General features: G+C 73.2%; 14 protein-coding genes. 5 read left to right on the forward strand and 9 right to left on the reverse strand.

The genetic code is table 11. The features are described 5' to 3' along the window. The first annotated feature begins 54 nt into the window (after positions 1–54). From hisN to lhgO, 3 genes are all read left to right on the forward strand, one after another. Entirely contained in the window at positions 55–858 is an 804-nt protein-coding gene (hisN, locus tag F9B16_RS18575; protein WP_151541352.1) for a histidinol-phosphatase, read from the forward strand. 160 nt (positions 859–1,018) lie between these two features. Next, positions 1,019–1,210 (forward strand): hypothetical protein, encoded by a 192-nt coding sequence (locus tag F9B16_RS18580; RefSeq protein WP_151541353.1) that lies wholly within the window; start codon positions 1,019–1,021, stop codon positions 1,208–1,210. Between the two features lie 45 nt (positions 1,211–1,255). Next, complete coding sequence (lhgO, locus tag F9B16_RS18585; RefSeq protein WP_151541378.1) at positions 1,256–2,434, forward strand: L-2-hydroxyglutarate oxidase; 1,179 nt, start codon at positions 1,256–1,258, stop codon at positions 2,432–2,434. Between the two features lie 4 nt (positions 2,435–2,438). On the opposite strand, the gene F9B16_RS18590 is transcribed toward lhgO, so the two are convergent. Beyond that, positions 2,439–3,911: a carboxylesterase/lipase family protein gene (locus F9B16_RS18590; protein ID WP_151541354.1), complete on the reverse strand. Its 1,473-nt coding sequence runs from the start codon at positions 3,909–3,911 to the stop codon at positions 2,439–2,441. A gap of 263 nt (positions 3,912–4,174) precedes the next feature. Continuing rightward, a complete protein-coding gene (locus F9B16_RS18595; RefSeq protein WP_151541355.1) occupies positions 4,175–4,828 on the reverse strand; it encodes a TetR/AcrR family transcriptional regulator in 654 nt (217 codons plus the stop codon). Between the two features lie 103 nt (positions 4,829–4,931). On the opposite strand from F9B16_RS18595, the gene F9B16_RS18600 reads away from it, so the two are divergent. Beyond that, positions 4,932–5,798, forward strand: a complete 867-nt coding sequence (locus tag F9B16_RS18600; protein ID WP_151541356.1) for an oxygenase MpaB family protein — start codon at positions 4,932–4,934, stop codon at positions 5,796–5,798. Here F9B16_RS18600 and F9B16_RS18605 read toward each other — a convergent pair. The 5 genes from F9B16_RS18605 to F9B16_RS18625 form a co-directional block, all read right to left on the reverse strand. Further along, positions 5,768–6,577, reverse strand: coding sequence for an SDR family oxidoreductase (locus F9B16_RS18605; RefSeq protein ID WP_151541357.1), 810 nt, complete (start codon positions 6,575–6,577; stop codon positions 5,768–5,770). The genes F9B16_RS18600 and F9B16_RS18605 overlap by 31 nt on opposite strands. Before the next feature lie 8 nt (positions 6,578–6,585). Then, the gene (locus F9B16_RS18610) at positions 6,586–7,944 is read right to left on the reverse strand and encodes a cytochrome P450 (RefSeq protein ID WP_151541358.1); all 1,359 of its coding nucleotides are present in this window, start codon (positions 7,942–7,944) and stop codon (positions 6,586–6,588) included. A 104-nt stretch (positions 7,945–8,048) separates the two neighbouring features. Then, positions 8,049–11,039: an AMP-binding protein gene (locus tag F9B16_RS18615; RefSeq protein ID WP_151541359.1), complete on the reverse strand. Its 2,991-nt coding sequence runs from the start codon at positions 11,037–11,039 to the stop codon at positions 8,049–8,051. 114 nt (positions 11,040–11,153) lie between these two features. Next, positions 11,154–12,803, reverse strand: a complete 1,650-nt coding sequence (locus F9B16_RS18620; RefSeq protein ID WP_151541360.1) for an AMP-binding protein — start codon at positions 12,801–12,803, stop codon at positions 11,154–11,156. Positions 12,804–12,934: 131 nt separating this feature from the next. After that, positions 12,935–13,309: a DUF3054 domain-containing protein gene (locus tag F9B16_RS18625; RefSeq protein WP_151541361.1), complete on the reverse strand. Its 375-nt coding sequence runs from the start codon at positions 13,307–13,309 to the stop codon at positions 12,935–12,937. 90 nt (positions 13,310–13,399) lie between these two features. Between F9B16_RS18625 and F9B16_RS18630 the strand changes: the two genes are divergently transcribed. Beyond that, on the forward strand, positions 13,400–14,071 hold the full coding sequence (locus tag F9B16_RS18630) for an alpha/beta fold hydrolase (RefSeq protein ID WP_151541362.1): 672 nt from the start codon (positions 13,400–13,402) through the stop codon (positions 14,069–14,071). Here the strand turns inward: F9B16_RS18630 and F9B16_RS18635 are convergent. Further along, positions 14,068–15,375, reverse strand: a complete 1,308-nt coding sequence (locus F9B16_RS18635) for an extracellular solute-binding protein (protein ID WP_151541363.1) — start codon at positions 15,373–15,375, stop codon at positions 14,068–14,070. The genes F9B16_RS18630 and F9B16_RS18635 overlap by 4 nt on opposite strands. Further along, positions 15,372–17,000: a VWA domain-containing protein gene (locus F9B16_RS18640; protein WP_192808854.1), complete on the reverse strand. Its 1,629-nt coding sequence runs from the start codon at positions 16,998–17,000 to the stop codon at positions 15,372–15,374. The genes F9B16_RS18635 and F9B16_RS18640 overlap by 4 nt, the downstream gene beginning before the upstream one ends. Positions 17,001–17,495: the final 495 nt, after the last annotated feature.

Genomic DNA, 17,495 nt, shown 5'->3' on the forward strand with positions numbered 1-17,495 from the left:
CGGCCCGGGGTGAGTGTGTCGGTGCGGGCCGTGATCGCGGTAGCGTGGCACGCCGTGGCGGGCTATTCCGATGACCTGCGTCTCGCGCACGTGCTGGCGGACGGGGCCGACGACATCACGACCAGGCGTTTCCGCGCCCTCGATCTGGACATCGAGACCAAGCCGGACCTGACGCCGGTCAGCGACGCCGACCGCAGCGTGGAGGAGCAGATCCGCGGCACGCTGAAGCGGGCCCGGCCGCGGGACGCGGTGCTCGGCGAGGAGTACGGCCGGACCGGGTACGGCAACCGGTGCTGGATCATCGACCCGATCGACGCCACGAAGAACTTCGTGCGGGGCGTCCCGGTGTGGGCGACGCTGATCGCGCTGATGGAGAACGACGAGATCGTGGTCGGGGTGGTGTCGGCGCCGTCGCTGAACCGGCGCTGGTGGGCGGCGCGCGGCGGCGGCTCCTGGACGGGCCGCAGCCTGACCCGCGCGACCCGGATGACGGTGTCGGCGGTGACGGAGCTGTCGGACGCGTCGCTGTCGTTCTCCAGCCTGAGCGGCTGGGAGGAGCAGGGCCGCCTCCCCCATTTCCTGGACCTGACGCGGCAGGTGTGGCGGACGCGGGCGTTCGGGGACTTCTGGTCGCACATGATGGTCGCGGAGGGCGCGATCGACATCTCCACCGAGCCGGAGGTGTCGCTGTGGGACCTCGCCGCCCTCCAGGTGATCGTGGAGGAGGCGGGCGGGATGTTCACCGACCTGTCGGGGGTGCCGGGCCCGGACGGCGGCAGCGTGGTCTGCACCAACGGCCGGCTGCACGCCGAGGTGCTGCGCACGCTCGGCGGCGGGCAGCTCTCGCTGCGCGTCTGACGGCCGGCTCCTCGCACGCCCGGCGGGTGGCTCAGCGTGTGTGCGGCGGCTCGTCGCGCGTCTGACGGGTGGCTTCGCACCGGACTCGCGACATATCGTGGAACAGCGGTCGCGGGACGGCCGTTGTAACAGGTGGGCGGCCCGTAAACGGAGGTACCAGATGTCGACCAAGACCAAGGTAGTGATCGGTGGAGTCGTCGTCGGCTTCCTGACCCTGTTCGTGTTCCCGTGGTGGCTGAGCGCGCTGATCATCCTGGGCGTCCTCGGGGCGCCGCTCGCCGGCTACCTGATGCTCGACCCGTCGCAGCGCAAGCGCGTCCGCGCGCAGGGCCGCAAGCGCCTGGGCAGCTGATCCCGGCCCGGCCCCGCACGCCGTAGCATTCGCCTCGTGGCGGAGATGCGGATCGGTGTCGTCGGGGCCGGGATCCTGGGGCTGGCCGTCGCGCGGCGGCTGACCGCGACGCGTCCGGACGCGCGCGTGACGGTCCTGGACAAGGAGGCCCGCGTCGCGGCCCATCAGACGGGCCACAACAGCGGTGTCGCCCACGCGGGCCTCTACTACGCGCCGGGATCGCTCAAGGCGACCCTGTGCCGCCGCGGCATCGGCCTGCTGAAGGACTACTGCGCGGAGAAGGGCCTGCCGTACGAGGAGTGCGGCAAGGTCGTCGTGGCGCGGGACGCGGGCGAGATCGGCCCGCTGGAGGAGATCGAGCGCCGCGCCACCGCGAACGGGGTGCCGGGCCTGCGCCGGCTGACCGGCGCGGAACTGCGCGAGATCGAACCGCACGCCGCCGGTGTCGCGGCCCTGCACTCGCCGACCACCGCCATCGTCGACTTCCCGGCGGTGGCGCGCGCGTTCGCCGCCGACGTCACCGCCGCCGGCGGCGAGGTGCGGCTGGGCTTCGAGGTCGTCCGGCTCGGCCGGGCGGGCGACCGGGTCCGGGTCGGCTCACCGGACGAGGAACTGCTCTTCGACCTGCTGATCGTGTGCGCGGGCCTCCAGTCGGACCGGGTGGCCCGGCTGGCGGGCGACTCCCCCGAGCCCGCGATCGTCCCGTTCCGCGGCGAGTACTACCGGCTCGTCCCGTCCCGGACGGATCTGGTGCGCGGGCTGATCTACCCGGTGCCCGACCCGCGGTACCCGTTCCTCGGCGTCCACTTCACCCGCCGCGTGGACGGCGGCGTCGACGTCGGGCCGAACGCCGTCCTGGCGCTGGCGCGGGAGGGCTACCGGCGCCGCGACGTCCGTCCGGCCGACCTGTGGGAGACGCTGCGCTTCCCCGGCTTCCGGCATCTCGCGCGGCGGCACTGGCGGACGGGCGCGAAGGAGCTGTACGGGTCGGCGGTCAAGCGGGCGTTCGTCGCGCAGGCGCGCGGGTTCGTGCCGGAGCTGACCGCGGACGACGTCGTCGCCGCGCCCGCGGGCGTCCGGGCCCAGGCGGTGGACCCGGACGGCTCGCTGGTCGACGACTTCCGCGTCGGCCGCGTCGGCCCGGTCGTGACGGTCCGCAACGCCCCGTCCCCGGCCGCGACCTCGTCGCTGGCGATCGCCGAGCACGTCACGGCGCGCCTCTGAGCGGTCAGGCCCAGAGCTCGCGGTCGCCGGCGCGGGGGTCGTTGACGATCGCGTCGGACGGGTGGCCGAAGAGCTTCACCGGGCGGGTGGACGGCTCGAACCGGTCCCAGCCGGGGTCGCCGTCGACGGCGAAGGAGACCCAGGCGCGGTGCATGCGGTCGGCGAGGTCCTGCGGCGGGTTCGGGCCGGTGAGGCCCTCGGGCTCGGCGGTGAGGTTGTCGAAGACGAACCCGAGTTCGAGGGCGTGGCAGGCGCCGAGGTCGTGGTTCGGGGACCGCCAGCCGAACTCGTACATCCAGGTGCCGCCGGTGCCGCCGGACGCGGCGTGCCGTTCGGCGAGCCGGTTCGCGGGGACCCGGAACAGGCTGTCGGTGATGATCGTCGCCATCAGCTCGCCGGGCGGGACGTCGGGGTGCCGGTCCCGGTAGCCGGCCGTGACGGCGGGCGGCACGCCCATCCCGGCGGTCGCGGCGAACACCAGGTCGTCGGTGAGGGCGGCGGCGATCCCGGTCGGCATCAGGAACAGCCGGAACTCCTCGGAGGTGTAGCCGGTGAGCAGGTCGACGTCGCGTCCGGCGCCGTCGCCGACCGCGTCCTCGGGCCGCCGGGCGAGCAGCTCGCCGTCCAGCACGGGGGTGAGCGACATGCCGCCGGCGGCGGTGGTGGCGCCCCACCGGCCGGGGTCGGGCAGCGCGGTGACCTCGGCGGCCACGGCGGACTGGATCGGCAGGATCGCGGCCGGGTCGAGCGCGGCGAACCCCTCGGCGGTCGGTTCGACGCCGAGCCGCGCGGCCATCTCCTTGGTGACGAGCAGCGCGTCCGCCGGGTCCTGCGCGATGGAGCCGGCGCCGCTCTGCGCGATCGCGCGGTGGAACAGGCCGAGGTCGAGGGAGAGCAGGGTGCTGACGCTCATCGCGCCGGCGGACTCGCCGAAGACCGTGACGCGGGCGGGGTCGCCGCCGAACCCGGCGATGTTGTCGCGGACCCATTCCAGCGCGAAGATCTGGTCGAGCAGCCCGCGGTTGGCCGGGGCACCCGGAAGGTGCGCGAAGCCCTCGACGCCGAGCCGGTAGTTGACGCTCACGCAGACGACGCCGTCGCGGGCGAAGTTGTGGCCGTTGTAGACGTCGACGGCGCCGGAGCCGTTGCGGAACGCGCCGCCGTGGATCCAGACCATGACCGGCAGCCCGGAGCCGCCGGGCTCGGGCGTCCAGACGTTGAGGTTGAGGCAGTCGTCGCCCGGGATGACGGGGTCGGGCAGCAGCCGGTCGTAGGGGCGCGGGTAGCCGGGCTTGGGCGCGGTGGGCCCGTACTCGACGGTGTCGCGGACGCCGTCCCAGGGCTCGGGCGGCTGCGGCGCCTTGAACCGGTTCGCACCGAACGGCGGCGCCGCGTACGGGATGCCGAGGAAGGCGGTGACGCCGTCCCGGGTGGTGCCGCGAACCTCGCCGTACGCCGTCCGAACGACCGCCGCCATGCCGCGCCTCCGATTCTAGAACGAAATTCGACAATCAGAGGGTACGGGACGACCCCCACCGAGGGAACCGCCCTGCGACAAGCACGCTCTTCCCCGGCCACGCCACAACCTGAGCCGTCGCGATCGCGAGCGAAGCCGGATTCGAGCTTGCGAGAATCCGATCGCGCAGCGAGGCCCCCAGGGCCGAGCCGGAGCGATGCAGCGATCGCACGCGGTGCCCGTTGAAGGAAGGGCCCCCAGGGCCCGACCGCCGAGGGCACCGCCTAGGGACGCAGCATGCGGGTGAGGTAGGCGCGGGCGAACGCGCGGATGGCGTCCTCGTCGTCGAGCGCGAGCCCGCCGCCGGGGACCAGCAGCAGCGACACCGCGACCCGCAGCAGCACCTCCGCGACGGCGTTGTGCTCGTCGGCCCGGTCGGGACGGGCCCGCCGCAGCCGGTCGGCGAGGACGTCGCGGGCGGCGAGCATCACCGCGCCGCCGTTCATGCTGAGCTGCGGCAGGAACGCCTCCGGCTCGCTCTGCAGGACCCGCGTCATCAGCGGGTGCGTGCGCGCGCTCTGCAATCCGGCCACGAAGCCCTCGACCACCGCGTCCTCGGGCGACGCGAGGCCCTCCGTCGCCCGGGCGATGCCGGTCAGGAAGCGGCGGCACTCGCGCAGGATCACCGCCTGGAGCAGCTGCTCCTTGTTGGTGAACCGCCGGTAGATCGTCGTGCGCGCGACGCCGGCGCGCTTGGCGACGTCCTCGACGCTGACCCGGCGCAGCCCGTAGGTCTCGAACTCGGCCAGCGCGGCGTCCAGGATCCGGGCGTCCAGGTCGTCGCCGTCGGCGGCGGGGTCGGACAGCCGGGCGAGCAGCCCGCCGTCGCCGCGCTCAGGCGTCCGGGCACCGGTCAGGGAGGTCGCGTCCGTGGTCATGGACGCACCTTAACCGGCCCCGGGGCCGGTTCCGTGACATTCTGCGCAACACAGCTACAATTATCGTCGTTCTGTTCCACACTCGTCCCCCTCGGCGGTGCCCATGCCCGACCCAGCGCCCACCCCTCTCGGCCCCGGCTCGCTGACCTGGCGGTACTTCGGCGACACCCGGATGCTGCTGGTCGGCCCGCGCGCCGCGGTGCTGCAGAACATGCTCCCGGCGCTCGGCCAGGGCGTCCTGGACCACTCGGTGTTCTTCTCGGAGACGTTCGCGCGGCTCAAGCGCTCCGCCGGGCCGATCCTCGACACCGTCTACGGCGGCGACCTGTCCCCCGAGACGGGGCGCAAGGTCCGCGACTTCCACGTCGACATCAAGGGGACGATGCCGGACGGCTCCCGCTACCACGCGCTCGACCCCGAGACCTACTACTGGGCGCACGCCACCTTCCTCGACACGATGCTCTACGGGATCGAGACGTTCGTGCGGCCGCTCGGCGAGGACGAGAAGCGCCGCATCTACGACGAGTCCAAGACCTGGTTCCGCATGTACGGGGTCAGCGACCGGGCCATGCCGGACGACTGGGAGGCGTTCCAGGCGTACTGGAAGCGGATGCTCGACGAGGAGATCGTCGCGCACAAGACCGCCCGGTACGGCGTCGGCTACGTGACCAAGGGCCTGCCCGCGCCGCCGAAGGTCCCGGCGCCGGTGTGGCGGGCGGTGTCGCCGCCGCTGAACGCGGTCGCCCGGTTCGTCACGGTCGGCGGCCTGCACCCCCGGATGCGCGAGCTGCTGGAGCTGCCGTGGAGCGCGGCCGACGAGCGCCGGTACCGCCGGTTCGCGGCGATCGTCCGCCGCGGCAACGCGCTGTGGCCGCTGCTTCCGGAGACCGTCCGCTACTTCCCCCAGGCCCGCGCGGCCCGCCGCCGGGCCCGCACCCGTCACGGGGCGGAGCGGATCCGGGCGTCGTAGGCCTTGCGGGCCTCGGGGTCGTAGTCGAGGAAGAGGGTGTCGAGGCCGTAGCGGCGGGAGACGGCCTGCCTGAGGCGGTCCGGGAGCAGGGCGCCGAACCGGATCTGGCGGCCGAGGGCCTTCGGGACGACGGCCTGGGGGCGCGGGCGCGCGATCAGGTCCGCGACGGCGGCGGCGATCTCCTCCGGCTCGCAGTTGCGCATCCCCTTCGGGCTGCGCGTCCCCGCGATCAGGTCGGTGTTGGTGAACGTCGGCAGCACCGCGCTGACGTGCACGCCCTTGCCCTGGACCTCCAGCCGCGCGGCTTCGGTGAACGCGACCACCGCCGACTTGCTGGCGTTGTAGAGCGCGAGGCCGGGCGTCGGCAGCACTCCGGCGACGGACGCCACGTTGATCACGTGGCCGCGGCCGCGCGGCAGCATCCGGCCCAGCGCGAGCTTCGTGCCGAGCATGACGCCGTGCACGTTGATGTCCAGGCAGCGGCGGGCGTCGGCGTCGCTCTCGTCGGTGACGGGCCCGATCGGCATGATCCCGGCGTTGTTCACCAGGACGTCCAGCGGCCCGGCCGCGTCCTCGGCGTTCGCCAGGAAGGCCTCGAACGACTCGCGCGCCGTCACGTCGAGGGGGAAGGCGGCGACCCCCAGCGACTCGCCCGCCTCCTTGACGGCGGCCTCGTCGATGTCGCCGATCACGACGGCGGCGCCCCGGGCCTTGAGCGCGCGGGCGGTCGCGAGGCCGATGCCGCGCGCCGCGCCGGTGATCGCGATGACCTTGCTCATGCGGCCTCCTAGAGGCGGTCGAGGCGGACGGGCAGGCCGTCCTTCGGGGACGGCAGCGACGTGGTGTCCAGCGGCCATTCGTACCGCGCGGGCACGCCCCACCGGTACCGCTGCAGCACCTGGTGCAGGATCGTCTTCACCTGCATCCCCGCGAAGTACATGCCGATGCACTTGTGGGCGCCGCCGCCGAACGGGGACCACGCGTACTTGTGCACCTTGTCCTCGCGGCGGTCCGGCGAGAACCGCTCGGGGTCGAACGTGTCGGGGTCCTTCCACCACTGGGACATGTGGTGGTTGCTGAGCATCGGGACGACGACGGTCGTGCCGGCGGGGATGTGGTAGCCGAGGATCGAGGTGTCCTTGACGACCCGGCGCGGCAGCGCGGGGACGGGCGGGACCATCCGCAGCGACTCCTTCATCACCATGTCGATGCCGGTCAGCGCGTCGAGGTCGGCGTACTCCAGCGACGGCCGGCCGAGCCGCTCGGCGAGCGCGAACGTCTCGTCGCGCAGCCGCTCCTGCCATTCGGGGTACTTGGCGAGGTAGTACGCCATGGTGGTGAGCGTGATGGTGGTGGTGTCGTGCGCCGCCATCAGCGCGAAGATCATGTGGTTGACGACGTCCTCGTCGGTGAAGCGCTGCCCGTCGTCGGTCTCCGCCTCGCACAGGGCCGCGAACAGGTCGTCGCCGCCGTCCCGGCGCTTGGCGGGGAGGTGCTGGTAGAAGAACGCCTCCAGCTCCCGGCGCGCCCGCAGGCCCTTGTTCCAGCGCAGGCCGCGGACGTTGAACCGGACGTAGGCGGTGCCGGCGCGGACGGCGTCGATGAACGCGCCGTTGACGCGGTCGGCCTCGGCGCGGTCCAGCTCGACGCCCATGAAGACGTCCGTGGCGAGGTCGAGGGTGAGCTGCTTGACGTGGTCGTAGACCTTGAAGCCGGAGCGGGCGTCCCACGCCTCGACGCCGCGGACGATGCCGGGCGCCATCGCCTCCATGTACGCCTGGAGGCGGGGCCGGGTGAACGCCTGCTGCATGATGCGGCGGTGGTGCAGGTGCTCCTCGAAGTCGAGGAGCATGATGCCGCGGTGGAAGAACGGCCCGATGAAGTAGCTCCAGGCGGGCCCGTTCGCGAACGCCTTGTCCCGGTTGACCAGGACGGCCTCGGCGGCCTCCGGCCCCTGGACGGTGCAGGTCCGCATGCCGAGCAGCCAGCCCCACGCGATCGGGCCGTACTCCTCGTAGCGGCGCCGGGCCATCCCGATGGGGTCGCGCATCACGCTGAGGGTGTTGCCGACGTACGGGATTCCGGGGACGCCGGGGACCGCCTTGAGTCCGCTGCCCTCCGGCGGCGGCGCGAGCACGCTCGTCATGAACCCTCCGGACGCGCCGCCCGGGCGGGGGCCGGGGCGGCGTGCAACAAAAGTGCAGTTTCTGTCGCTTTGTTGTAACGCAACGGACGCCCGTAAGTCCAGACTTACGGAAGGTGAGTTACGCCGCCGGACGCGGGCGCGCGCAGCAGCCGCCGCCGCGCCGCCTCCGTCAGCGGCCGGTACGCGCCCGCCCGGTCCCGGTAGTACGTCCGCCCGTCCGCCGCCGCCGGGACGCCCTCCGCGCGCAGCGGCGCCGTCCGCAGCCGCCGCCCCGCCGTGACGGGCACCTCGTCCACCACCCGGACGATCGACGGCCGCAGCCCCGGCTCGACCCGCAGCAGCGCCTCCGACAGGTCCACCGGCTTCAGCTCGGCCACTCCGCGCAGGCTGACGGCCGCCGCCGCGAGCTCGGTGTCGCCGACCGGGACGCCGTAGACCGCGACGATGTCGATGTACGGCAGGTCGCCGAGCGCGTCCCGGATCGGCCCCGGCGGGACGATCCCCTCCGCCGTGCGGATCAGCTCCGCGTCCCGCCCGACCAGCCAGAAGTCGCCGTCGGCGTCGCGCCGGAACAGGTCGCCGGTGATCGTCCACGCGTCCTCGGGACGGAACACCCCGCGCACCGGCCGCGCCGCCGACCCGAGCGCCGACGGGCGGACCCGGGCGAGCAGCATGCCGATCTCGCCGGGCTCGCACTCGACCCCGAGGCCGTCCGGCCCCTGGACGAGGCGCCCGCTCTCCAGGTCGTAGCGGGCGAGCCGCACCTCGGCGCTGCCGGGCAGCGGGCGGCCGAGCGAGCCGGGCTTCTTGCCGCTGAGGTTGACCAGGATCGCCTCGCCCTCGGTCGAGGCGTAGAACTCCAGCACCCGCGCGGGCGCGAACCGGTCCTCGACCCGCCGCCACAGGTTCCGCGGCATCCCCGACCCGATGAACAGCCGCACCGCGTGGTAGCGCTCCGCCGGGTTCGGCGGCGCGTTCACCAGGTCGCGCAGCAGCGTCCAGGTGTAGGACGCGACGGTCACCCCGTAGCGGCGCGCCTCGTCCCAGAACGTCGCCGGGTCGTAGCCGCTGGCGAGCGCGAGCCGCGCGCCGCCCGCGACGGCGCCGCCGAGGCTCATCAGCAGCGCGGACGGGTGCTGCAGCGGCGTGATGCTGTAGACGGTGTCGGCCGGGGACAGCGCCGCGGACGAGGCCGTGCCGAACGCCGACAGCGCCCACCGCCGGTTGGTGATCCGGTTCGCGCGCAGGTGCTCGCCGTCCCCGCTGAAGATCACGAACGCGAGGTCGCCGGCGCGCCCGGGGTTCGGCCGGTACCAGCGCGGCAGCTCCACGGTGTCCGGGTCGATCAGCTCCATGTCGGTCAGCGGCCCGCGCGCGCCCTGCCGCCCATCCTGCTGCCGGTCACCGCGTCCCCCGCCGCCGAGCAGGTAGCCCTCGACGCCGTCCAAGCGGGCGGCCCGCGCCGCGTGCTCGGGGTCGGCGATCACGCGGGTGACCCCGCTCAGCCGGGCTTCGGCCGCCGGGTCCCCGTCCGGGCGCAGCAGCACCGCGACGGCGCCGAGCCGGCTCAGCGCCGCGACCAGCGCCAGCGCCGACGGCCGCGTCCCCATCAGCACGCCCACGGCGTCGCCGTGCCGGACGCCGATGTCGATCAGCCCCCGCACGACCGCGTCGATGCGCCGCTTCGCCGCGTCGTGGGTGTGGGCGCGCCCCTGGTAGAGGAAGAACACCTCCTCCGGCATGCGCCGGGCCTGCTCGTCCAGGAGCAGCCCCATCGACATCCGCGTGTCGGAGTGGATCCGCTCCAGCCGGGCGAGGCGCGGCAGGTTCTGCGCGGCCTCCCCGGTCAGCTGCCGCGTCCCCTGGACGGCCCGCGCCGCCGTCCGCAGCGCCGAGCGCGCCGCGCTCGTCCCGATGCCCATCGCCAGCTGGAGCCCGTAGCCCGCGGGGCCGCCGGGCAGCGACGCGGGCGGCGCCTCCTCGTCCCCGGTCACCGGCGCGACGATCTCCGGCAGCTCCCCGCCGCCCTCGCGCCAGCGCACCCACGCCGCCACCGACGGCCACGTCCGCGAGATCGCGAGGCTGCCCACCACGAGCCCGAAATGCCCGGCCCGCAGGCACGCCTCGTACACCTGGGCGCGCGGCGCGGCCCGCCGGATCCCGCGCACCATCGGCGGCGCCGCGATCTCGTCGACCTCGCCGACGAATGTCAGCACCGGGCAGGTGATGTCGGCGAGCGTGACCAGCCGGTCGCCGATCACGAACCCGCCCGTCAGCATCCGGTTGTGCTGGATGAACTGCCGGATGAACTCCGCGAGCGCCGGGCCGGGCCATGACACCCAGCCCTCCCGCTCCAGGAACCGGCGCTGCCGCTCGCGCGGCGCGAGCCGCTCCCGGTCGTGCAGCTGCATGATGAACTCGGCCCGCGACCGCACCGACTTCACCGGGCTGAGCAGCTGGAACCCCAGCCGCGTCACCCAGCCCGGCACCGCGAACCCGCCGAGCATCCAGTCCGGGATCCGCTCGGCGCCCTCCGTCGCGATCCAGCTCGGCAGCCCGAACGGCAGCCCCACGCTGGTGTCGGACGGGCTGCCGAACGTCACGATCGACGCCACGCCCTCGCTGCGCCGGTACGCCGCCGCCTGGTAGACGAACATGCCGCCCTGCGAGTACCCGGCGAGGTGGACGTCCCGGCCGGTGATCGCGCGGACCCGGTCGATCGCGTCGCTGACCGCCACCACGTGGTCGGTGACGGTCCGCTCCAGCCCGCCGGGCTCGCGCTCGGGCGCGCCGAAGTCGACCACCCACGGGTCCACGCCGAGGTCGCGCAGCACGCCGACCGCGCTGACCCGCGAGGAGATGTCGTACACCTCGGCGGTGATCATCAGCGGCGGGACGAGCAGCACCACCGGACCGTCCGCCGACTCCGGGAAGTAGTGCCGGAGCCGGTACACCCGCTGCTCGGCCACCACCTCGAACGGGGAGGCGTCCTCCTCGGTGTCGAGGCCGCCGAAACGGGCGACCTCGAGCGCGTTCTGGGCGGTGGAGCCGAGGCGGGAGCCCAGGCGAAAAAGCGTCGTGGCAACAGACGGCATCGTCGACCTCTCAGAGCGTCAACCCATGTTGTCCGTTATCACCGGCTTTAGCAATTGGACGCCCCGTACAGAGGCTGACTTCACAGCGCCGGCCCTTTCCGCACGCGAAGCGGGCTACGGCACGACGCGCGCGCCGTCCATCTTCCCGTCCTTGAGCCGCTCCCACATGTACCGGCGGCGGGGCTTGCCGCTGGACGTGCGCTGGATCAGCCCGGTGCCGACCACGATCGTCACCTCGACGTCCTCGCCGACCCGGCGGCGCAGCGTCTCGCGCACCTCGGGCACCCACGCGTCGTCGAGCGTCTCGGCGAACAGCGCGAGGCCCTTCTGACCGGCGCCCGGCACCCCGACGACCACGATGCGGCCCTTGCCGAGCCCGGACACCTCGGCGATCTTCGATTCGAGGTCCTCGACGTAGACGGACCGGCCGCGCACCTTGATGCTGTCGCCCATCCGCCCCAGCACGAACAGCTGGCCCTCGTGGAAGAAGCCCGCGTCGCCGGTGTACACCTCGCCGTCGATGAACCGCGTCGACTTGGCCTCGGCGCCCGCGAAGTAGCCGGGGCACGCCGACGCGCCGCCCACGACGATCTCGCCGAGCACGCCCTCCGGCATCGCCCGGCCCTCGTCGTCGACGATCCGGACGGGCACGTCCTCCTCGGGCGTCCCGCAGCCGACGATCCACCCGGCCTTCGCGCCGAGCGATCGCCGCCCGAGCGAGTGCTGCTCCAGGATCCGCACGGGCGTGCCGAACGACAGCGACTCCGGGTCGGGCCGGACGGCCAGCGGGTCGCGCAGCTCCTTGTCCATCGTGACGAGCAGCGTCGTCTCCGCCATCCCGTACGCCGGGCGGAACGCCGTCCGGGAGAACCCGAACGGCTCCAGCAGCTCGGCGAACACCTCCAGCGAGTGCGGGTCGATGGGCTCCGCGCCGATCAGCGCCATCTTCCAGCCGGACAGGTCGAGGCCCTCCAGCTGCTCCGGCTTCACGCGCCGCGCGCAGTACGCGTAGGCGAACGGCGGCGCCGCGGTGTGCTGCGCCTCGGCGAAGCACCGGATCCAGCGTGCCGGGTCGCGGATGAAGTGGTCGGGACGCATCAGCCGCAGCATCCCCTGCCGGGCGATCGGCGTGAGGAAGCAGCCGATCAGGCCCATGTCGTGGTACAGCGGCAGCCACGACGCGACGACGTCGTCGTCCTCGAACCCGGCCGATCGGGCGATCAGCTCGCTGTTGGCCTCCAGGTTGTCCCAGGTGACCATGACGCCGCGCGGCGCGCCGCTGGACCCGGAGGTGAACTGCAGCAGCGCCAGCTCGCCGGCGGGCTGCACCTCGGCCTCGGCCGCCGCCTGCCGCGGCAGCCACGGCTCGCCGGGGAGGCCGGCCTGCGCCATGGCCCGGCCCGCGTAGTCCGCGAGGTCGGTGGACGCGGCGACCAGCACCGGCTTCGCCTGCCGCAGGATCGCGGCGACGTGCGCGACGTAGTCGTCGCCGTCCTGGAACAGCGGCGGGGTGATCAGGCAGACGGTGGCGCCCGCGGCCCACACGCCGAAGTAGGTCTCGATGCAGGTGAAGTCCGTGGGCAGGATCAGGCAGACGACGTCGCCGGGGCGGACGCCCTCCTCGATCAGCGCTCCGGCCGTGCGGCGCGCGGCGGAGGCCAGCTCACCGTAGCCGCGGAAGTCCCAGCCGCCGTCGTCGGCCGCGAGGTGGACGCCGCGTCCGGTGTTCGGCTTGTCCAGCCAGTCCCGCAGCGCAGATGCCATCGTGTCCCCTTCAGACATGCTTGCTCGGTCACCCACGTGACTCGCGGGTAACTTCACCAGCACCGCGCGCCCGGCGTCAACCGGGCCGACCGGCAAACAGACCACCCGGTCATTTGGAGAGATCCAACAACTCAGACACGCTCGGGTTTGTCACCCCGGAGGGCCTGCGCGGCCCGCGCGACGCCCCGCCACCCGACCAGCACCAGCCCCAGGAAAGCGAGCGCGACCAGCACGAACGTGAACGCGATCCCCTGCCCCGAAACGACCCGCAGGACCATCCCCACCACGACCGTCGACAGCCAGACACCGACCCCCACCGGCACCGCGTCGGCCCGGCGCCGCCACGCCCGCGACAGCGCCCATCCCGCCACGACCCCCACCAGAAAAGGCCACGCGGTGCCGAGGAAGCCCGTCACGCTCCCGGCCTCGTCATGCGAGCTGCGCCCGATCCCCACGAACACCAGCACGCAGCAGACATCGAGCGCACCCGCCACCACATTCCGCATACGCCCAGGCTATGTCCGCCTTCGGGCAGCCCCGCGACGCCCCCGGCATATCGTCCTACGATGATTCCGTCGCCGACGAGAGGACCGGTCATGACCTACGTCCTGGTGCACGGAGCCTGGCACAGCCCCTGGTACTGGCGGGACGTGACGCCCCGCCTGGACGGGCCGGCCGTCACCGTCGACCTGCCCAGCTGCGGCCCCGCCCACGGCGACCTCCACGACGACGCCCGCGCGATCCGCGACGTCCTGGACGCGCACTCCGACGTCACCCTCGTGGCCCACTCCTACGGCGGCATGCCCGCGACCGAGGCGGCCGCGGACCATCCCGCCGTGAAGCACCTCGTCTACGTCGCCGCCTACAACGCCGGCGAGGGCGAGACCCTCATGGGCTTCGGCGCCCAGGCCGGCGACGAGCCGAACGTCAACCCCGAGGTCGACTGCGACTTCACCGGCGACGGCCTGCTCGCCTTCAAGCCCGACCGCGCCGAGCACGTCCTCTTCCACGACTGCCCGGATCCGCGCGAGGCCGCGAGCCACCTGCGCCCCATGGCTCCGCCCTTCGCGCAGCAGTCCCCGAACGCCGTCGCCTGGAAGACGATCCCGTCCACCTACGTCGTCTGCACACAAGACCGCGCAACCGCCGTAGGCGTCCAGAAAAGCCTCAGCACCCGAGCCGCCCACGTCCACGAACTCCCCTCCAGCCACTCCGCGTTCCTGTCCCACCCGGCCCGCCTCGCCGAGATCATCAACAACGCGCGCTAGCAGCCGCCCCGCTCGCCCTTCAAGGCGGCCGTGAGCGCGTTCGCGAGCGTCCCGGGGCTCGGCCTGGCGGCGCCCCGGACCCCGGCACGGGCGTTGAGCACCTGCTCGACGCAGCCGCGGAACGTCTCGCTGAACTGCGCGTAGTACGGCGTGACCGGGCGGAGCCGGGCCTGGTAGAGCGCGGCCTTGAGGGTGGTCGCGAACTGCGCGAACCGCTCGGGCGCCGGCAGTTCCCCCGAGGTGTACTTCGGGTCCTTGCAGGGCGTCGCGTCGTCGAAGACGGAGGTCCGGGTCGGCGTGAACCCGCCGCAGACGAACAGCCGGTGCTGGGAGTCCCTGCCGGTGAGGAAGTCGATGAGCCGTCCCGCCTCCGCGCGGTGCTCGGACCGCGCGGACACCGCCAGGTCCCATCCGCCGAGCACCGTGAGCCCGGGCTTCGGCAGCGTCGCGACGTCGAAGCCGCTCCCGACCCGCGGATCGGCGGTGAGCGCCCTGAACGCGAACGGCCAGTTGCGCATGAGCGGGGCGCGCCCGCTCGCGAACGCCTCGAGAGAGCCGTCCTCCATGTAGGCGCGCGACGCCGACAGCGCCGGGCCGGCGCCGGCGAGGCGGTCGAGCCCGCTGAGGATCTGCTGGGCGGTCTTCACGTCCACCCCGCCCGCGTCGCCGCTGAGGACCGCCGCGCCCTGGGTGTTCCAGATGACCTCGAGCGCGTTGGCGGTGAGGCCCTCGTAGTTCTCGAGCTGCGCCGCGTATCCCCGGCGGAGCAGCTCGTCCCACGACCCCGGCGCCTTCTCCCCCTTCCGCACGTACAGCAGGCCGGCGTCGGTGAACCACGGGACCGCGTACTGGCGCCCGTCCCACCGTCCCGTCGCCATGGTCTGCGGGACGAAGTCGGCCGGGTCGTCCATCCAGGAGTCCCGGACCTCCGCGAGGAAGCCGCGCTCGGCGTATTCGGGCAGCCAGGCGACGTCGACGAGCAGCACGTCGTAGGCGCAGCTCCCCGCGTCCAGGGCGGCGGCGATCTGGCTGCGCGTCGTGTCCGTCGACCGCGCCACCTCGATCAGGGCGGCCGGCTCCTTCGGGTGCGTCCTGTTCCAGTCCTCGACCAGGCGCCGCCGCTGGAAGTCCGGGCTGACGTCGACGTCCGTCGCGATCGTCAGGCCGCGGTGCTTCCCGCACCCGTGGAAGTGGGGGCGGTAGCCCATCGACCACCGCACCACCAGGCCCGCGCCCACCAGCAGGACGAACGCCGCCAGCGACGAGAAGAGGCGCCTGTGCCTTGCGAGGACGTGCACCGTCACCCCCAGAAGACGTCGGCCATCACGAGGCTCACGAGGTCCTCGACGGCGGCCTGCGGCCTCCCGATGCAGGACCCCGGGCCGAAGGCGGCGGCGATCGACGCGACGGGCTCGGCCCCGCAGTCCCCCGGCCCGGTCGGCACGATCAGCAGGCGCAGCCCGGGCTTGTCGGCCCGCAGCCGCCCGGCGAGGTCGCGGGCCTGCGCGGCGGCGTCGCGGTTGGTGGAGGGAGCCTGCCCGTCGGTCAGCACCACCAGCGTCTGCTTGCCGCGCTGCAGCCGCCCGGCCGCCTGCTCGATCGCGGTGGTCAGGGCCAGGTCCCGCCCGTTGGTGACGGCCCGCTGGATCGCGGCCTGCACGCCGGGACGCGCCGCCTCGCTGCCGGACGAGGCGACCGGCCCGGTCTCCGGCCTCGTCACGGCGGAGAAGAGGAACAGCGACGTGGGGGCCGTCGGCCGGACGTCGCCCACGATGCGCAGCGCCAGGTCCTGCGCGCGGCCGAGCCGCGGGCCGCCCTTGGTCACGGGATTCGCCATCGAGCCGGAGACGTCGACCAGCAGGCTCAGCGGGTACGCGGGCCGCGCGCCGGCGTAGCAGTCCTTCACCTCCTGCAGCGACCCGACGCACCCGGCGTCCCCGCGCAGACGGTGAGGCGGCACCGCGTCGGGGACCACGTGACCGTCCCGCAGGCTCCGCACCGCGCCGTTCTCGGTGGGGAGCTTTCCCGAAACACTGCGCAGCCCCTCCCGTGCGAGTTGCCCGCCGTCGAGCCATTTCCGGAAGTCCGCCACCGCCTTGTCACGCCGGGCGGTGTCCTCTCCGGGCCACCGAACGTGGACGAAGGGGTGGTCGAGCACCGGAAGGTCCGTCGTGTAATAGGGAAAGAGCCGCCATTTCTGCGATGGCGGCCCGCTGCGGCAGCCCGTCCCCGCGGTCAGCACGTCCCCGTGGTCGTATCTCGCCAGCAGATCCTCGGGCACAATGACGGCGACGTCACCGGGCGGATTCTTCCCGGCCGCGTCGTCGTCGCGGAATGCGCACAGCATCGACGCCGCGTCGCCGGCGGTGATCCTGCTCTGGTCGAGGATCTTCTCGACCGGTTCCCGGTCGCCGCCGGCCCATCCGTTCCGCAGCGCCTGGTGCAGCACCGGCGTCGCCAGCAGCGCCGAATCCGACGTATCGGGGGAAGGCCGGGCGACGGAATTCAGCACCTGGTCGGCGCTGAACACGTGCAGTAACGCGGCCAGGCTCTGCCGTCCCTGATCTCCCGCCAGATCCTGCCGGTCCGCGTCACCGAACACCCCCATGACCACCGGGGACGACCCCACGGACCCGCCGATGTCCAGGTCGGCCTTCGCCCGCAGGGGGTTCTGTTTCGCCGAACAGGTGCCGTACGGCCGCATGCCCTCCGCGATTGTCCGGGCGGCGGGTATCCAGACGTCCGGCTGCGAGCCGAGGAGCGTCGCCCGCGCGGCCAGGGAGCAGTCCTCACCGTCCGGGCTCGTCCAGCCCCGGGCGAACCCGTTCTTGACCTCGTCGGTCGGCGCGTCACCCGCGACGTCGACGGTCATCCCCGGGCACCCGTGCTCCGCCTTCTCCGCCACGTACCGCTGGGCCGCCGCGGTCAAAGACGCAACGTTCTCCGCATCGGTGACGACCCGCAGGTCGGCCCCGCACCCACCCGAACCGGACAGGCCCGGCACGACAAAAACCGCCGGTACCGCAAAAGCCGCAGCCGCGAGCCCGGGCCACGACCACTTGACCACACCCGCGACGGCCACCACGGCCCGGCCGAAGCCGGCCTTGACCCTCGCCCACCCGCCCGGAACGGACACCACAAAGGCACCCACGGAACCGGCGACGAAAAGCACCTGCCCCCACCAAGGCCGGCTGAGCAGCCACCCGTGGTACACCCCGACCAATACCCCGAACAAGGTGACCGCTATACCCAGGACAGTCAGTCTCTGAATGCCTCTGTTCGGCCGTTCGGGGCCACCCTCCGAGGACATTCCACTCCCATCGGATGAGCGAGAATGCACGTCCCCCCGGGCTCGCACCACCCAGTCTAAGCAGCCCCCACCCCGCCGACCACAACGTGTTCGTAACAGTCGATCATTCTAAAT

The organism is Actinomadura montaniterrae (assembly GCF_008923365.1).
Classification (GTDB): Bacteria; Actinomycetota; Actinomycetes; order Streptosporangiales; family Streptosporangiaceae; genus Spirillospora; species Spirillospora montaniterrae.